Annotated in this window: 18 protein-coding genes; 9 read left to right on the top strand and 9 right to left on the bottom strand. The window is 68.3% G+C overall.

Going from position 1 to position 15,178, the window contains the following annotated elements:
* The first annotated feature begins 66 nt into the window (after positions 1-66).
* Entirely contained in the window at positions 67-1,104 is a 1,038-nt protein-coding gene (locus GPX89_RS42160; RefSeq protein ID WP_157393372.1) for an LLM class F420-dependent oxidoreductase, read from the top strand.
* A 184-nt stretch (positions 1,105-1,288) separates the two neighbouring features.
* Here the strand turns inward: GPX89_RS42160 and GPX89_RS42155 are convergent, their stop codons facing one another.
* The 7 genes from GPX89_RS42155 to GPX89_RS42125 all read right to left on the bottom strand — a co-directional run bounded on the left by GPX89_RS42155 (position 1,289) and on the right by GPX89_RS42125 (position 7,117).
* Positions 1,289-1,618, bottom strand: coding sequence for an STAS domain-containing protein (locus GPX89_RS42155; protein ID WP_157393423.1), 330 nt, complete (start codon positions 1,616-1,618; stop codon positions 1,289-1,291).
* A gap of 197 nt (positions 1,619-1,815) precedes the next feature.
* Complete coding sequence (locus tag GPX89_RS42150) at positions 1,816-4,110, bottom strand: SpoIIE family protein phosphatase (RefSeq protein ID WP_328602952.1); 2,295 nt, start codon at positions 4,108-4,110, stop codon at positions 1,816-1,818.
* A gap of 13 nt (positions 4,111-4,123) precedes the next feature.
* The gene (locus GPX89_RS42145) at positions 4,124-4,777 is read right to left on the bottom strand and encodes a SpoIIE family protein phosphatase (protein WP_328602951.1); all 654 of its coding nucleotides are present in this window, start codon (positions 4,775-4,777) and stop codon (positions 4,124-4,126) included.
* Positions 4,770-5,183 carry an ATP-binding protein gene (locus tag GPX89_RS42140; RefSeq protein ID WP_328602950.1) on the bottom strand — a complete coding sequence of 138 codons (414 nt, stop codon included), beginning with the start codon at positions 5,181-5,183 and terminating at the stop codon, positions 4,770-4,772. The genes GPX89_RS42145 and GPX89_RS42140 overlap by 8 nt, the downstream gene beginning before the upstream one ends.
* Positions 5,173-5,562: an STAS domain-containing protein gene (locus GPX89_RS42135; RefSeq protein ID WP_157393371.1), complete on the bottom strand. Its 390-nt coding sequence runs from the start codon at positions 5,560-5,562 to the stop codon at positions 5,173-5,175. Before GPX89_RS42135 ends, GPX89_RS42140 begins: the two co-directional genes overlap by 11 nt.
* Positions 5,563-5,576: 14 nt before the next feature.
* Positions 5,577-6,470 (bottom strand): STAS domain-containing protein, encoded by an 894-nt coding sequence (locus tag GPX89_RS42130; RefSeq protein ID WP_157393370.1) that lies wholly within the window; start codon positions 6,468-6,470, stop codon positions 5,577-5,579.
* Positions 6,471-6,634: 164 nt separating this feature from the next.
* Complete coding sequence (locus GPX89_RS42125) at positions 6,635-7,117, bottom strand: MarR family winged helix-turn-helix transcriptional regulator (protein WP_328602949.1); 483 nt, start codon at positions 7,115-7,117, stop codon at positions 6,635-6,637.
* 306 nt (positions 7,118-7,423) lie between these two features.
* On the opposite strand from GPX89_RS42125, the gene GPX89_RS42120 reads away from it, so the two are divergent.
* Together GPX89_RS42120 and GPX89_RS42115 are read left to right on the top strand one after the other, a co-directional pair.
* Positions 7,424-9,100, top strand: a complete 1,677-nt coding sequence (locus GPX89_RS42120) for a fumarate hydratase (RefSeq protein ID WP_328602948.1) — start codon at positions 7,424-7,426, stop codon at positions 9,098-9,100.
* A 228-nt stretch (positions 9,101-9,328) separates the two neighbouring features.
* Positions 9,329-9,835: a M15 family metallopeptidase gene (locus tag GPX89_RS42115; RefSeq protein ID WP_407939575.1), complete on the top strand. Its 507-nt coding sequence runs from the start codon at positions 9,329-9,331 to the stop codon at positions 9,833-9,835.
* 3 nt (positions 9,836-9,838) lie between these two features.
* Here GPX89_RS42115 and GPX89_RS42110 read toward each other — a convergent pair whose 3' ends face one another.
* A complete protein-coding gene (locus GPX89_RS42110) occupies positions 9,839-10,336 on the bottom strand; it encodes an RDD family protein (RefSeq protein ID WP_157393367.1) in 498 nt (165 codons plus the stop codon).
* A 114-nt stretch (positions 10,337-10,450) separates the two neighbouring features.
* The gene (gene cynR / locus GPX89_RS42105; RefSeq protein WP_328602947.1) at positions 10,451-11,377 is read right to left on the bottom strand and encodes a transcriptional regulator CynR; all 927 of its coding nucleotides are present in this window, start codon (positions 11,375-11,377) and stop codon (positions 10,451-10,453) included.
* Positions 11,378-11,500: 123 nt separating this feature from the next.
* Between cynR and GPX89_RS42100 the strand changes: the two genes are divergently transcribed.
* From GPX89_RS42100 to GPX89_RS42080, 6 genes are all read left to right on the top strand, one after another.
* Positions 11,501-12,109 (top strand): carbonic anhydrase, encoded by a 609-nt coding sequence (locus tag GPX89_RS42100; RefSeq protein WP_157393366.1) that lies wholly within the window; start codon positions 11,501-11,503, stop codon positions 12,107-12,109.
* A gap of 49 nt (positions 12,110-12,158) precedes the next feature.
* The gene (cynS, locus tag GPX89_RS42095; RefSeq protein WP_157393365.1) at positions 12,159-12,629 is read left to right on the top strand and encodes a cyanase; all 471 of its coding nucleotides are present in this window, start codon (positions 12,159-12,161) and stop codon (positions 12,627-12,629) included.
* Between the two features lie 127 nt (positions 12,630-12,756).
* The gene (locus GPX89_RS45215) at positions 12,757-13,611 is read left to right on the top strand and encodes a fibronectin type III domain-containing protein (protein WP_235949317.1); all 855 of its coding nucleotides are present in this window, start codon (positions 12,757-12,759) and stop codon (positions 13,609-13,611) included.
* Positions 13,557-14,138, top strand: a complete 582-nt coding sequence (locus GPX89_RS45210; RefSeq protein WP_235949315.1) for a metallophosphoesterase family protein — start codon at positions 13,557-13,559, stop codon at positions 14,136-14,138. Before GPX89_RS45215 ends, GPX89_RS45210 begins: the two co-directional genes overlap by 55 nt.
* A gap of 225 nt (positions 14,139-14,363) precedes the next feature.
* Complete coding sequence (locus tag GPX89_RS42085) at positions 14,364-14,621, top strand: hypothetical protein (protein WP_157393364.1); 258 nt, start codon at positions 14,364-14,366, stop codon at positions 14,619-14,621.
* Positions 14,622-14,683: 62 nt separating this feature from the next.
* Positions 14,684-15,121, top strand: coding sequence for a hypothetical protein (locus GPX89_RS42080; RefSeq protein WP_157393363.1), 438 nt, complete (start codon positions 14,684-14,686; stop codon positions 15,119-15,121).
* Positions 15,122-15,178: the final 57 nt, after the last annotated feature.

Below are 15,178 nucleotides of genomic sequence, written 5' to 3'. Positions count from 1 at the left end.
CGACCGCGAGGCCCGGTGAGGCAACCCACCCGCCGACCTATTCAATTAGTTGGGTAAGGTCCGGGCATGCGTATCGGACTGTCGATCAATTACACCGACGGCTTCAAGGAGATCGCCGCCGAGGTCGCCGACCTCGAGCGGGCCGGCCTCGACATCGTGTTCGTGCCCGAGGCGTACTCGTTCGACGCGGTGAGCGCGCTCGGCTACCTGGCCGCGAAGACCGAACGGGTGCAGCTGGCTTCCGGCATCCTGCAGCTCTACACCCGCACGCCCACCCTGACCGCCATGACCGCGGCGGGCCTGGACTACGTCTCCGACGGCCGCTTCATCCTGGGCCTGGGCGCCTCGGGCCCGCAGGTGATCGAGGGCTTCCACGGCGTGCCCTACGATGCCCCGATCGGTCGCACCCGCGAGGCGCTCGAGATCTGCCGCAAGGTGTGGAAGCGCGAGAAGCTCGAATACAACGGCAAGTACTACCAGGTGCCGCTGCCCGAGGGTAAGGGCACCGGCCTGGGCAAGCCGCTCAAGCTGATCAATCACCCTGTGCGCGAGAACATCCCGGTGCTGCTGGCCGCGCTCGGCCCGAAGAACGTCGAGCTGGCCGCCGAGCTGGCCGAGGGCTGGCAGCCGATCTTCTTCCTGCCGGAGAAGGCCGACTCGGTGTGGGGCGAATCGGTGAAAGCCGGTCTGGCCAAGCGTGATCCGGCCCGCGGCGACCTCGAGATCTTCGCCGGACCGGCGCTGGCCATCGGCGACAATGTCGAGGGCCTGCGCGAATGGGTCAAGCCGCACCTGGCCCTCTACATCGGCGGCATGGGCGCGAAGGGCAAGAACTTCTACCACACCCTGGCCACCAAGTACGGCTACGGCGCGGAGGCCGACCGCATCCAGGAGCTGTATCTGAAGGGCGAGAAGGACGCCGCCGCCAAGGCCGTTCCGGACGATCTGGTGCGCGATGTCTGCCTGATCGGTTCGGCGGGCTTCGTCAAGGAGCGTGTCGCCGCGTTCAAGGAGGCCGGTGTCACGGCCCTGAACGTGGTCCCGATGGCCGCCACCCCGGCCGAGCGCGTGAAGCTCATCGAGCAGCTGCGCGAGCTGATCTGAGCTCCCCCGCCTCCCCGTGACTTCGGCGCCCGGCTGAGAGCCGTTGCCGATCACGCACGCGTGCCGGCGGTTGGGTGCCGAACCGATTCTGGTCGTCCCCGACGAGTTACCCGGAGCTTACGAGATCAGTTGCTGCGGCAGAAAAATCCCCGGTCCGACAAGTGCCGGGCCGGGGATAGGTCTTTCAGCCCAGCGCGGACAGCGCCTGATCCAGCGTGGAGTGCAGCGAGAACACTTGGTCCAGGCTGGTCATCTTGAGCTGGCGGCTGGTGGCGGGCCCGTCGGCGACCACCGCGATGCGGGTGTCACCGGCCCGCTTGTGCACGGCGACCAGGGTCGCCATGCCCGCCGAGGCCAGGAAGCTCACCTCGGACAGGTCGATCACCAAGGCGGCGGGTTTGGCGGTCAGGGCCGCGTCTATCGCGTTCTCGAGTGCGGGGGCCGTCGCCAGATCGACCTCACCGGCCACGGTGAGCACGGTTGCCGTGTCGTGCTGGGTGACCGAGGTGGTCATCGACTCGGCGAAGGGATAGCCGTCTCCGGAAGTGTTGGTCACGTTTGTTAAATCTGCCATGATCCGTCCGTTCGTGCTGCATCGTCTGCCAGATCGGTATTGGTTCGGTAGTCGGCGTTATAGCGAAACTCCCAGCTACCGCACTCTTTCGGAGGATTCCGAAACCGCCCGCCGCGGGTGCGCCGGCGGGCCCGAATTCACATGCGCCCGGCCGCTGAAAATGAAACGGCCAGTAGTCGCACCGACATCCGTACCCGGGTGCCCGGTCCGGAGGAGTCGATGTCGAGATGATCGGTGAGCGCGCGCATCATGGCGATGCCGCGCCCGCGATGGCCCGGATCCGCCGGCAGCGGCCGCCAGGCGCCGGTATCGCTCACCTCGATGGTCAGGGTGTCCACGCCGCAGTCCGCGGTGAGGCGGACGCGGCCGGGCTCGCTGCCGAGGTACGCGTGCTCGATGCTGTTGCTGCAGGCCTCGTTCGCGGCCGACACCAGGTCCACGGCCGTGTCGTGCGGGACCGCGGCCGCCGAGAGCCAGGTGCGCAGGGCGCGCCGAAGACCGGACAGCTCACGGGCTTCGGCGGGCACCTCCAGGCGCAGGGTCTTGGGCGGCTGCCGGTAGACGACCATGGCGACGTCGTCGTCGTAGCCGCCCGCGGGCCGCAGCCGTGAGAGCACCGAATCGGCGACCTCGCGCGGCAATTGCGCGGCGACGCGGGCCAATTCGTCGCCCAGTTCGTCGAAGCGGTCGGCGATGTCCACATTGCGCTGTTCGACCAGGCCGTCGGTGAACAACACCAGCGTGGAGCCGGGGGCCATGGCGGTGGTGGCCTCGGGGCGGCGCGGAATATCGAAGGTGGCCAAGGGAAACGCGCGACCGCCCTCGAGCAGCCGCCCGCGTTTGCCGGGTTCGGCGAGGACCGGCGGCATGTGCCCGGCATTGGAGTAGCGCACCAATCCGCGCACGGGGTCCAGGATGGCCGCGCACACCGTGGTGCACATGGCTCCGGGAATGCGGGAGGCGACGGTGTCGAGTTCGGCCAGCAACTGTGCCGGGCCCGCGCCGCGCAGCAGCAGTGCCCGTGCGGCGGTGCGCAATTGGCCCATGACGACGGCGGCGGACAGGCCACGGCCGACGCAGTCGCCGACGACCACGCCGATGGTGCCGTCCTCGAGGCGGACCACGTCGTACCAGTCGCCGCCGATCTCGAGCGGCGGCAGCGCGGGCTCGTAGTGCACCGCGAAGCGCGGCGGCAGTTCGATCGGCCCGAGCATGGCGCGCTGCAGGGTCAGCGAGGTGGAGCGGGCCTGATCGAAGTTCCGTGCGCGCTGCACGGCCAGGCTCAGATGCCCGACCAGCAGCGAGAACAGCGCCCAGTCACCGGGAGTGATCACGCGGGGCGCGGCGAAACGCAGCCACAGCGCCGAGTCGCCGCTCTCGCCCAGCGGCGCGACGATGCCCTCGGAACTGGTCACCCCTTCCGGGATGGCGAACATGGTCCGGCCGGGCTGCAGCCGAGCACGATCCAGTAAGGCCCGCGCCCGCGCGTCGAGCACCTGCCGGGACTCGCGGCCGTTGTCGTGCCCGGGCAGCGGAATCGGCTGGGTGTCGTGGGGTGCGACGCCCGCGCCGGTGTACGGGTTGTCTTCGGAGACATAGAGTTCCGGCCCGGTGTGCCGGTTGGGCCAGACCGAGACGACCGCCGCCTCGGCCCCGACCGCCCGCCGCAGCTCCTCGAGACCGACGGTGAGCACCTCGACCACGCTGGTGGCCGCGCCCACCTCGGTGGCCAGCCGCGACACCGCCTGGTCGCGGGCCTGCGCGTCGTGCTCGGCGGTGACGTCGCGCAGCGTGCCGACGAAAATGCGTTCGCCGTCCTCGGGTTTCACCAGTGAGCTGGTCGAGACCGCCAGCCACAGCCGCCGCCCGTCCCGGTGGCGGATGGGCATGACGAAGCGGGCGGCATCGGTGCCCAGGTCCGGGTAGCGCGGCGCCTCGGGCGCGGTCCACGGGTGGGGGAGCGCGTACGGAATGCCGTCGGGCCCATAGCCGGTCAGCGCGCCGAACGCCGAATTCACCTCGATCAGCGTGCCTTGGGAGTCGACGACGAAGAATCCGTCCTGCAGCGACTCCACCAGCGCGGTGCGGAAGGCGTCGCGGCCTTCGAGATCGTCTGCCCGTGAACGCTGTTGCTCGTAGCGGCGGGTGCCGTCGAGGAAGCCGCGGGTGGCCACGTCCAGTGCCGCCATGGTCTGCAGCAGGAATTCCAGCGCCGCCTCGGAGCGGTCGGTGCCGTCGGGCGCGGGCATGATGCCGTCGTGTTCGAGCAGCCGGAAGTGGTGTTCGGTGAGATCGAGAATGCTCACGCCCTCGACCAGCGCGCGCCGTCCGAGCTCGTAGCCTTCGGCGAGGGTGTTCTGGTTGGGTGCGCGCAGGTGCAGCCGTAGCGCGGCGGCGTACGCCTCGCGGAAAGCGGCCAGTACCGCACTCACGCCGTTGTCTCACTCATGGCTTCACCGTCGGAATCGGCTGGGAGGAATGGGAATGCCCGCGATGCCGGGCGGCCAGCACGAGCGAGTCGTCGGTGTCCTTGGCGTGGCGTGCCAGGATCTCGGAGGTGATCTCCGCGGTGGGCTTGCCCAGGTCGATGGAGTCGGTGAAATTGCTGGTGATGCCGTCGGTCGACATCAGCAGCAGATCGCCGGGACGCACCGGCACGGTCTGCGGCTGCAGGTTCGGCGGCAGCAGATAGCCGACGATCCCGCCCGAGAGCAAGGCCGTGGCCCGAACGGCCGGTTTGCCGGGAGCGGCTGCGACGATGCGGGATTCGACATTGCCGACGCCGAGCCAGTGCACGCGGTCGCGAGAGTCGAACAGCGCCAGCGAGACCGCCGCGCCGCGCGTGTCGGACATGGCCCGATGGCACAGCAGCAACAGCACATCCAGTGGCTCGGCGCGGTTCTCGGACAACACCTGCGCGGCCCGATCCGAGGCGTCCGCGGCGGCCGCGCCGTGGCCCAGGCCGTCGAGCACGGCGAAGAGCACCGAGCCGCCGCCCGCATCCAGAACGACCGACCGGTCACCCGAAACTCGTTGCCCGGGTAGTGCGCGACCGGCGACGGCCCACTCGACCGCGCCGATGAAACCGTCCTCACGCACCGGTGGGCACCCACTTCCACATTTCGACGAGCGTGCCGTGCCCCGGCTGGGAAGTGATCAGCATGCCGTCCATCAGGCGCTTGGCGCCCGGAAGGCCCAGTCCCAGACCGCGTCCGGTGGAGAAGCCGTCCTCCATGGCGCGTGGAATGTCTGGAATGCCGGGCCCATTGTCCTTGGCCTGCACCACCATCGAGCGCCGGCCGTCGCGATCCTGGACGCCCAGGAGGATCTCCCCGGTGCCCGCATAACTCGTGATATTGCGCGCCACTTCGGAAATGGCCGTCGCGATCATGGTGCGATCGGAGAGCGAGAAGCCGAGTTTGGCAGCCAACTCCAGCCCCGCTTGCCGAGCGGTCACGATGTCGTTGGACACGTTCACCGCGATCACCACGTCGTCAGCGGCCACGATCACGACCGTCTCGTTGGCTGCGACTCTGGGTCTTCTTGTTCAGCCACGACAGACCCTCTTCGAGATCCAGCGCGGTGTGCATGTCCTCGAAGGTAAGTCCCAATTGCACCATGGCGAAAGCGACTTCGGGTTGCAGGCCCACAATGACCGTTTCCGCCCCGCGCAGCTTGGTCATGTGGGCGATGGTACGCAGCGATCTGGCGGCAAAGGAGTCCATTACGTCGATTGCGGTGACATCGACGATGATGCCCTGGGCACGGTACCTGCTGACGTAGGTCATCAAATCGTCTTGCAGGCGTTCGGTATCGGCGTCGGTGAGCGCTGACTGCACCGACGCGATCAGATATGTGCCTTGTTTGAGGATGGGTACCGGCATCTGCCCCGCCCTGATTACCGTCCGTCGCGATCGGTGACGCGCGACACCTCGTAGCCGAGCAAACGCTCCGCTTCCTCGATGCCACCCTGGAGGTCACCGACGGCATTCATCTTCGACAGATCCAGGCCGATGGTGACAAGGGTAAGCGCGATCTCCGACGACAGGCCGGTAATGATGACATTGGCGCCCATGAGGCCGGACGCGTCGACGGTCTGCACGAGGTGGTTGGCCACCGTGGAGTCGATCGCGGGCACACCGGTGATATCGATGACGACGACCTTGGCGCGGTTGGCGCGAATGGCGCGCAGCAACTGCTCGGTCAGCTGACGGGCGCGCTGGGAGTCCAGCACACCGATGATGGGCAGGATGAGCAGCTGCTCGCGCACCTGCAGCACCGGCGTCGACAGCTCGCGAATCGCCTCCTGCTGCTGGCGGATGACGCGCTCGCGCTCCTGGACGAAGGACACCGACACGGTGTTGGCGATGCGGTTGGCGGCCGGTTCGTAGGCGTCGAGCACGAGCTTGAGCAGCTCGAAGTCGGACTGGTACTTCTCGAAGAGGCTGCGCGCCAGCACGTCTCGCAGCAGGAGCACGATGCCGACGACCTCGTCGGTCTCGACGCCCCGGGGGATGATGCGTTCGGAAAGGTCGCGCGCGTAGGTCTGCAGGGCTTCGACGCTACCGGTCTCGAGTACCTCGACGTAGTTGTCGTAGACGGAGGTGGCTTCCGAGAAGATTTCCTCGGGGGTCATAGCGGTCAGCAGCTGGGCATCGGTGATGCGGCGGGCCCACTCCTCGCGCAGTTCGGTGCGGTTCTGCCGCAGGTGTTCGACAAGCTGCGGCAGCAGGTTGTCGACGGGACCCGCGGGCAGGGAATCCGCCGAGAGACCGATGGACACGTCGGACATGGAAATTCCTGCCCCTTTCGCTAAGGCCAGGTCGGGTGCTCACTTCCACGGCCGGATAACCGTCCGTGTGCTCGGTGCCGACCGCCGTCGGAAGCCGGTGCCGAGCCTAGTCTTACCCACTACCCGATGGGTGCCAAACCAAACCAAGGTGAACGTGCCGAATGTCAAGCACTGTGCTCGCCGCGGGTTTCCGGTCTTCGGTGATGGGCCAGCAGCGTGTCGTAGATGTCGGCCAGGGCGGTGAGCTGGCCACGATCCAGCACATCGACCATGTGACGGCGCACACTGTCGACATGCGAGGGGGCGGCGGAATCGAGGACCGCCGCGCCCTTTTCGGTGAGGACGGCCGCGGTGCGGCGGGCATCGTCGGGAATCGACTCCCGGGCCACCAGCCCGCGCTTCTCCATCCGGGTGATCTGATGCGACAGCCGCGACTGCGACCACTCCAGCACCGCCGCGAGTTCGGCGAAGCTGCGCCGATGGTCGGGCGCGTCGGCCAGCCGGGCCAGCACGGTGTATTCGACGTAGGTCAGATTGGATTCGCGTAGTGAGTCACGCCCGACGGCGGCGGCGATGAGATCGCGGGTGAACACATATCCCAGCCACGCGCGCATCTCGACATCATCGAGCCAACGGGGTTCGGCCACAGTTCCACTCCCGGGTTCCGATGTCATGCTAGGTCCTCCCCGCCGCCGACAAGCGCATCATGCACAGGTAACACCTGCTCGGTTGAAGGTGCAACCTGTACCTGGAGGCGACGGCCTCTCGCCCCATGGTGCCCGCTACCCGGGATCGCACATGTTCGAATGCAATTGCAAATGAGCGAACGTGGGGAGTGATCGAGACCGCTCGTGCGGGTGCCTGGTCATCGGCCCGAATGCGTGGCTGGGTACAGTCACTCTGCTTGAACCGTTGGCTGACCAGCCCCCAGCCCTGCTCGAGGAGTGCGATTCGTGACCGCGCCTGATTTCCTGTATTCGGATCTGCTGCCCATCGGTAAGGACGAGACGCCGTACCGGCTGCTCACCACCGAGGGCGTGAGCACGTTCGAGGCGGGTGGCCGGACCTTCCTGCAGGTGGAGCCCGAGGTCCTGCGGATGCTCACCGCGGAGGCGATGCACGACATCAGCCACTACCTGCGGCCCGCGCATCTGGCCCAGCTGCGCAAGATCATCGACGATCCGGAGTCCAGCGGCAACGACCGCTTCGTGGCGCTGGATCTGCTCAAGAACGTGAACATCTCGGCGGGCGGAATCCTGCCGATGTGCCAGGACACCGGCACCGCCATCGTGATGGGCAAGAAGTCCGAGGGCGTGCTCACCGGAGTCGATGACGCGGAATGGATTTCGCGCGGCGTGTTCGACGCCTACACCAAGCTGAACCTGCGCTACTCGCAGCTCGCGCCGCTGAACATGTGGGACGAGAAGAACACCGGCAACAACCTGCCCGCGCAGATCGAGTTGTACTCGCAGCCGGGCGATCCCGCGCAGCCGTCCTACAAGTTCCTCTACATGGCCAAGGGCGGCGGCTCGGCTAACAAGTCGTTCCTGTACCAGGAGACCAAGGCGATCCTGAACCCCGATCGCATGCTGGAGTTCCTGGACGAGAAGATCCGCTCGCTCGGTACCGCGGCCTGCCCGCCGTACCACCTGGCGGTCGTGATCGGCGGCACCTCGGCCGAATTCGCCTTGAAGACGGCCAAATACGCCTCCGCGCACTACCTGGACAACATGCCGACCGAGGGCTCGATGGCCGCGCACGGCTTCCGTGACCTCGAGCTCGAGGAGCAGGTCTTCAAGCTGACCCAGTCCTTCGGCATCGGCGCGCAGTTCGGCGGCAAGTACTTCTGCCACGACGTTCGGGTCATCCGCCTGCCGCGCCACGGCGCGTCCTGCCCGGTCGCCATCGCGGTGTCCTGCTCGGCGGACCGTCAGGCGCTGGCCAAGATCACCCCCGAGGGCGTGTTCCTCGAGCAGCTGGAACGTGAACCGGCGCACTACCTTCCGGAGCAGACCGATTCGATCCTCGGCGGCGACGTCGTGAAGATCGACCTGAACCGGCCGATGAGCGAGATCCGCGAGGAGCTCTCGAAGTACCCGGTGAAGACCCGGCTCTCGCTGACCGGCCCGCTGGTGGTGGCCCGCGACATCGCGCACGCCAAGATCAAGGAGCGCTTGGACGCGGGTGAGCCCATGCCGCAGTACATGCGCGACATGGCCGTCTACTACGCCGGTCCCGCCAAGACCCCCGACGGCTACGCCTCGGGTTCCTTCGGCCCGACCACCGCGGGCCGCATGGACTCCTACGTCGACCAGTTCCAGGCCGCGGGCGGCTCGCACGTCATGCTGGCCAAGGGCAACCGTTCGGCGCAGGTCACCAAGGCGTGCAAGGAGCACGGCGGCTTCTACCTCGGCTCGATCGGCGGCCCCGCCGCGCGCCTCGCCCTGGACTGCATCAAGTCCGTCGAGGTTCTCGAATACCCCGAACTCGGCATGGAAGCGGTGTGGAAGATCGAGGTCGAGGACTTCCCGGCCTTCATCGTCGTCGACGACAAGGGCAACGACTTCTTCGCCGAGACCTCCAAGCCGATCGCCCTGCGCGTGCGCGAGCGCTCCAAGGAACGCGTCTAGGTCGGGGTGTCCGGTCGCGGTGGGGCGGAGCCTCCGCCCGGCCGGTGTCGGCGGTCGCCGAGCCGTGTAATCGGCTGTCGTGCGGCAGAATTCGTGGATCGCCCGGTCCGGAGACAGGGCCGGGGGATCCGGGGCGGTGTAGTCCGAACGAGGAGCGAGCACATGGGTACGGCCAGCACGGAGATTCCGGCGACCCGGCGGGTGCCCGGCGCGCGGCGCGCGGCGGCGGTGGCCGTCCTGGCCGGCGCGGGGCTGGTGGGCGGCTCGTTCTCCGCTGTCACCGTTGCCGCACAGGACATTTCGCCGGACGTGAGTCTCACCGCGGCGGGTGCGCCCGCCGCGAAGTCCATCGCCGCCGGTACCGACGGGCTCGACCCGAGTCTGGCCGCCGCCTACAACTCCGCGGCGGCCGAAGCGCACGCGCAAGGCGTCTCGTTGTCGATCACCTCCGGCTACCGCACCCCGGCCGAACAGGAAGCCCTCTGGGAAGACGGCCTCCAGACCTACGGCAGCCCCGAGGCCGCCCGCCGCTGGGTCCTCCCGCCCAGCGAATCCACCCACGTCACCGGCCAAGCCATCGACGTCGGCCCCCGCGAGGGCGCCCAATGGCTCGAGGACAACGGCAACCACTGGGGCCTGTGCCGCATGTACGACAACGAGTGGTGGCACTTCGAACTCGCCACCGCCCCCGACGCCCCCTGCCCCGCCCGCTTGCCCGACGCCAGCGACCGCTGACCGCTAGCGGTCAGCGATCACGTAGGTGAGGGCGGCTCGGTCGTGCCAGCCGCGGTGGCCGGGGGTGCAGGAGGCGGCGCACAGCAGGGTCCAGGCACCGCCGGTGAGCAGGCCCGGGATGGTGAGGTTGGCCCAGCGGGTGAAGGCGGTGCCGGTGCCGGTGCCGTCGCGTGGTGGGGAAGAGGTGTGCGCGTTGACAACTCGCAGTCCGAGGGCTCGTTTGCCGAGTGTGGTGCCGCTGGCGGCGATGCAGGAGATCTCGTACGGGCCGCTGACCGCTACGGCGAGTGCGGCGATCAGCAGGGCCGAGGAGATGCCGGTCGCGGAATCGGGGGTGGAGTAGGCGGAGTCGGTGGCGGATTCCGAGATGATGAGGGTGGTCAGTGCCCCGACCGGAATCGCGACGATGACGGCGTCGATGGTGCGGGCGAGCAGTCGTGCGGGGATGGAGGCCGGGCGAAATCGCCCGGAGGACAGGTCGATCGGTGCTGGCGGATTCATGGCGGCTCCCCTGGCGAACGGGTCGATGGCGGTCGGGTGGGTCCCGGGTCGGGTCGGAGTCACCTTCGGCCGCGGACCGGGCAGTCGCCATGGGAGGGACCGTGAATCGGCTGTTCAGGATCGGGTTCGAGTTTTCCGCTCCGGAATTCGCGGGGGCGGGAAACGGGTTCGGACCCACTGTCCGCACAGCTGGGTGAAGGCTCGGGCGGCCGCCGAGCGGTAGGCGTGGTCGCGGCGTAGCAGGGCCACGGTGCGGGTCGGCAGCGGCGGGTCGAGGTCGAGGGTCGTCAGGCCCGGGTAGGCGGCGGCGATGGCGGGTGGGAGCACGGTGAGGAGGGTGGTGCGGCGCACGATCTCGAGGACCGAGTGGATGGCGTTGGCCTCCACCGTGATTCGGGGTGTCATGCCGTGCGCGCTCAGGTAGTCGTCGATGTGGCCGCGGGTGACGAAGTCGCGGCTGAGCAGAGCCAGTTCCGCATCCGCTAAGGCGGTGACGGGCAGTGGGGTATCGGGGCGGTGGTGTTCGCCCACGACCAGGCTCAGCGCCTCTTCGAACAGCGCGGTGGTCTCGATGCCGGGCAGTGAGGTTCCGGCGAAGGCGATGCCCAGGTCGATCTCGTCGGCGAGAATCGCGGATTCCATGGCCTCCTGGGCGCTTTCGATCACCTCCAGGGTGATGCCGGGGTGCTCGGCGTGGAATTCGGCGACCAGCGGTCCGACCAGGTAGGCGGTGAAGGTCGGGGTCACTGCCAGCCGCAGGGTGCCGCGGGTGAGGTCCTCGACATCATGGACCGCGCGGTCGGCGGCGGTCAGCTCGCGCAGTGCCCGGCGGGCGTGGTCGGTGTAGACGACGCCCGCGTCGGTGAGCCGGACCGAGCGCCCGGTGCGGTCGAGCAGCGCCACGCCGACCAACCGCTCCAACTGCCGGATCTGCTGCGACAGGGTCGGCTGGGACACGTGCAGTTCCTCGGCGGCGCGCGTGAAGTTGCCGTGCTCGGCGACGGCCAGCAGGTAACGCAGATGCCGCAGTTCGGGTGTCACGGAACAACTATAGATGAGATCAATCGAATCGATCGATACTGCGACTTGGACACTATAGGTCCAGTTCAGGCAGTGTGGAACTCGTCAGCCCGAGCGGGCCGACATTCTCGGAGAGGAGTCCCCATGCCGAATCTCGCGGACGGTCTCGAGCGGTTCCAGCGCGACGTGTTCCCGGACAAGGCCGGGCTGTTCGCCCGCCTCGCGGGTGACCATCGGCCCGGCGCGCTGTTCATCGGCTGTTCCGACGCGCGGGTGGTGCCGGAGCTCATCACCTCCGCCGAAGCCGGGGAACTGTTCGTGATCCGCAATGCCGGGAACCTGGTGCCCCCGCACATGCCGGGCGCGGCCAGCGGCGTGGTGGCGAGCATCGAGTACGCGGTGAGCGTGCTCGGCGTGCGCGACATCGTGGTCTGCGGGCACTCCGCCTGCGGCGCCATGACCGCGCTGGCGCAGCGGCAGGACCTCTCGGCGATGCCCGCGGTCGCGGGCTGGCTGCGCCACGCCGATGCCGCGGTCGCCCGGGTCTCGCCCGAAATCACCGGTGCCCCAGCGGTATCGGCGCTGGTTCGCCACAATGTGGTGGCGCAACTGGCCAACCTCGCCACCCATCCCGCGGTGGCGCAGGCGCTGGCCCGGCGCACACTCACCCTGCACGGCTGGGTGTACGACATCGGGACCGGGCGCGTCGAGGCGCTCGACGCCGCCGGCGAGTTCACCGCGCTCGCCGCCTGAATCCATTCCGAATTCCCACAGATCCCAACCCACAGAAGGAGTCACCCTCATGGTGCACGCACAGTTCGACCCGACCGCCCGCGAAGCCCTCGCCGATATCGCCGTGGCCGCCAAGATCGCCAAGGATCTGACCTGGCAGCAGATCGCCGACGCCGCCGGGCTCTCGGTCGCCTTCACCACCGCCGCCGTGCTCGGTCAGCACCCGCTGCCGGAGAAGTCCGCGCTCGCGGTGGCCGAGTTGCTCGAGCTCGACGAGGACGCGGCCCGGCTGCTGCAGACCATCCCGATGCGCGGCTCGATTCCCGGCGGCGTGCCGACCGACCCGACCATCTACCGCTTCTACGAGATGCTGCAGGTCTACGGCACCACGCTGAAGGCGCTGGTGCACGAGCAGTTCGGCGACGGCATCATCTCCGCGATCAACTTCAAGCTGGACGTGAAGAAGGTCGCCGATCCCGAGGGCGGGGAGCGCGCCGTCATCACTCTGGATGGAAAGTACCTGCCCACCAAGCCGTTCTGACGCCCGGAACGCCCGGAGGTGACCTGAATGTCCGGAATTGGAAGCTGATCGGTCATGTTCGGGCACCTGGTGGTTTATCTGGTAACCGTACCGTCGCTCCTGGGGGGACACGGCGGACGGAGATGTGATGCTGGAACCGCGACTTCGGACCATGTGGCTGGCCAATGCGGCGAGCGCGGGCGCGGCGGTGGCCGTGCGCACCCCGCGCCCGGTCTTCGCCGCGGAGGCGCGGCGCGAACGACGCGAGGCCATCGTGGCCTCGGATCTGGAAGTCGTGACGGTGACCGATCATTCGGCCGTCATCACCTGGACCACGCGGGCCCGCAACCGGGCCGGGCGAGCGCGGCCGGTGCCCACCGACACCGAGGTGCGGGTGGGGCCCGCGGACGGCCGCGGTGCACCGCGGACCCTGCACTTCGAGGGGAAGCGGACGGCCTACCACTACGCGGAGATCCGGAATCTGGAACCGGGACGGGCCTATCGATTCGAGGCGTACTCCGACGGCCGCCGCGCGATGCCGGCCCGGACACGGGTGACGCGGCGATCCGGAACACCCGAATCCACCGGCGTATTCACGACTTTGACCCCGCCGCCGGGACGGCTGATCCGCACCCTCGCGCTCACCAACGACCTGCACTACGGCGAACCGGCCAGCGGACTGTTCGCCGGATTGTTCGAGGGGCTGCGGCACCAGACCGACGAGTATCCGGAATTCATGCTGCAGGCCGTGCTCGAGGATCTGCGGCTACCGGACCGCGGGGTGGACCAGCTGATCGTGGCGGGCGATATGACCGACTCCGGCACCGCCGAGCAGGCGCGCGGCGTGCGGGGCGCCTCGACGGCTGGGGCGCGCTGGGCCGGGACTACTTCGTGTGCAGGGGAAACCACGACATTCGGCCGCCCGAAGAGCCCGACCACTGGGGCGAGGTGTTCCATCCGCGCGACCGGCTCGTCGAATACTTCGTCGGCGGGCTGCGGCTGATCGGGCTCGACACCACCCGCCCGCGCGGCGCGGGCGGCACCATCAGCCCACCCCAGCTGGCGCACCTGCGCGAACTGCTGCGCGGCGAACCCGACCGTCCGACACTGGTTTTCGGCCACCATCCGGTGACCCGGCATGCGGCGGTGAGCAATCCGGGCGGACCCGGATTCGTCATGGACCGGTTCAACGCGGCCGCGCTGCACGCCATGTACGCGACCGCGCCCGGTGTGTTCCTGCATCACAGTGGGCACACGCATCGGAATCGGTTGAGCCGCCCCGATTCCGGGATCGGCGTGGAATTCCTCGAGGTGGGCGCGGTCAAGGAGTATCCGGGCGGGTACACGCTGGTGCGCGTCTACGAGGGGGGATACATGGTCAACTTCTATAAGACGCGGTGCGAGGCGGCGCGCCGATGGAGTACCCGCACCCGCAGCCAATATCTGGGCCTGCATCCCGATCACGCGCTGGGCAGTCTCGTGGACCGCAATCATGTTGTGCTGCGGGACTTCTCGGGCTTGGGCGGATAGCGGCTGCGTCACGGAAACGCCTGGTGGGCGGCGACACACCAGGCGTGACGAACCGGTATGTCCGGTCAATCCGACCCCAATATCGCTGCGGTTTGTGCATACTCCCTGGTGCGAGTGCGTGCCCAGCCCCAATCCAGGACATCCCGATGTCCGCTCGTTCGCAGCTGTGCGCACACCGCCGATTCGGCATTCTGGGTTCGGTACTTCTCAGTGATGGAGGCATTGGTGGTCAGGCAGGGCAGGCAGTACCGTTCCAATCACGGCACACTCCGGCACCAACGCCCACCCGTCCGCGTCACCCGCCGCGCCCACCCCGTCCGAGACGTCGTCTTCGCCACCGGCTGGCTCCTCCTCGAACTCCCCACCGCGGTCCTGCTCGCGATCTTCGTCGGCACCGGCTGGCTCGGCTACCTCCAGCACGCCGGCACCCCCGCCCAACCCCGTTCGGCCGTGGTGGTTCCGGCGGAATCGCCGGCGCGCTGATCTTCCCCGGCCCGTGACGCGTTTCGATCTCCGTGTGGGGGCCGGTGTTTCACAATGGCGGGGTGTCGGTACAGCTCGAGGTCAGTGACAGGTCCCGGAATCGCGTGCTCATGGTGCTCGCGGCCAGCCTGCTCATCCTGATCGTCTACTGGGTGCTCTGGTTCAGCGCCCGCGGCGCGGTCGCCAGCAACGACCGCCCCGCCTACATCGAATTCGAGAACGCCTTCCCGCTGGCCGACGCCTGGCTGGCGGTGTGCGTGCTCGCCGCCGCCATCGCGTTGATCACCCGCCACGCCACCACCTTGCTGTGGCTGCTCGCCGGCGGCGGCTCGGCGATCTACCTGTTCTGCCTCGACGCGCTCTACGACCTCGAGAACGGCATCTGGTGGCGTTCGGGCGCAGGCGGATTGATCGAACTCGGCATCAACGTGATCACCCTGGCGGTGGGAGTCGGCCTACTGCGCTGGACCTGGCGCCGCCGCACAGCCCTCACCGCCTGAATCCACCCCGAGGAATTCGGCATTGGCGCGAACTCTCGGACACGGCGGGCTACAGGA

The sequence above is a fragment of the Nocardia terrae genome, assembly GCF_009760405.1.
In the GTDB taxonomy this organism is placed as follows: domain Bacteria; phylum Actinomycetota; class Actinomycetes; order Mycobacteriales; family Mycobacteriaceae; genus Nocardia; species Nocardia terrae.
This window is presented reverse-complemented; position numbering and strand designations above follow the sequence as displayed.

What these genes read in the sequence shown, in the direction of transcription:
- GPX89_RS42160 (WP_157393372.1), top strand. Translation starts at nt 67, where the DNA reads ATGCGTATCGGACTGTCGATCAATTACACCGACGGCTTCAAGGAGATC.
- GPX89_RS42155 (WP_157393423.1), bottom strand. Translation starts at nt 1,618, where the DNA reads ATGACCACCTCGGTCACCCAGCACGACACGGCAACCGTGCTCACCGTG.
- GPX89_RS42135 (WP_157393371.1), bottom strand. Translation starts at nt 5,562, where the DNA reads ATGCCGGTACCCATCCTCAAACAAGGCACATATCTGATCGCGTCGGTG.
- GPX89_RS42130 (WP_157393370.1), bottom strand. Translation starts at nt 6,470, where the DNA reads ATGTCCGACGTGTCCATCGGTCTCTCGGCGGATTCCCTGCCCGCGGGT.
- GPX89_RS42110 (WP_157393367.1), bottom strand. Translation starts at nt 10,336, where the DNA reads ATGAATCCGCCAGCACCGATCGACCTGTCCTCCGGGCGATTTCGCCCG.
- GPX89_RS42100 (WP_157393366.1), top strand. Translation starts at nt 11,501, where the DNA reads ATGCCGAATCTCGCGGACGGTCTCGAGCGGTTCCAGCGCGACGTGTTC.
- cynS (WP_157393365.1), top strand. Translation starts at nt 12,159, where the DNA reads ATGGTGCACGCACAGTTCGACCCGACCGCCCGCGAAGCCCTCGCCGAT.
- GPX89_RS45215 (WP_235949317.1), top strand. Translation starts at nt 12,757, where the DNA reads ATGCTGGAACCGCGACTTCGGACCATGTGGCTGGCCAATGCGGCGAGC.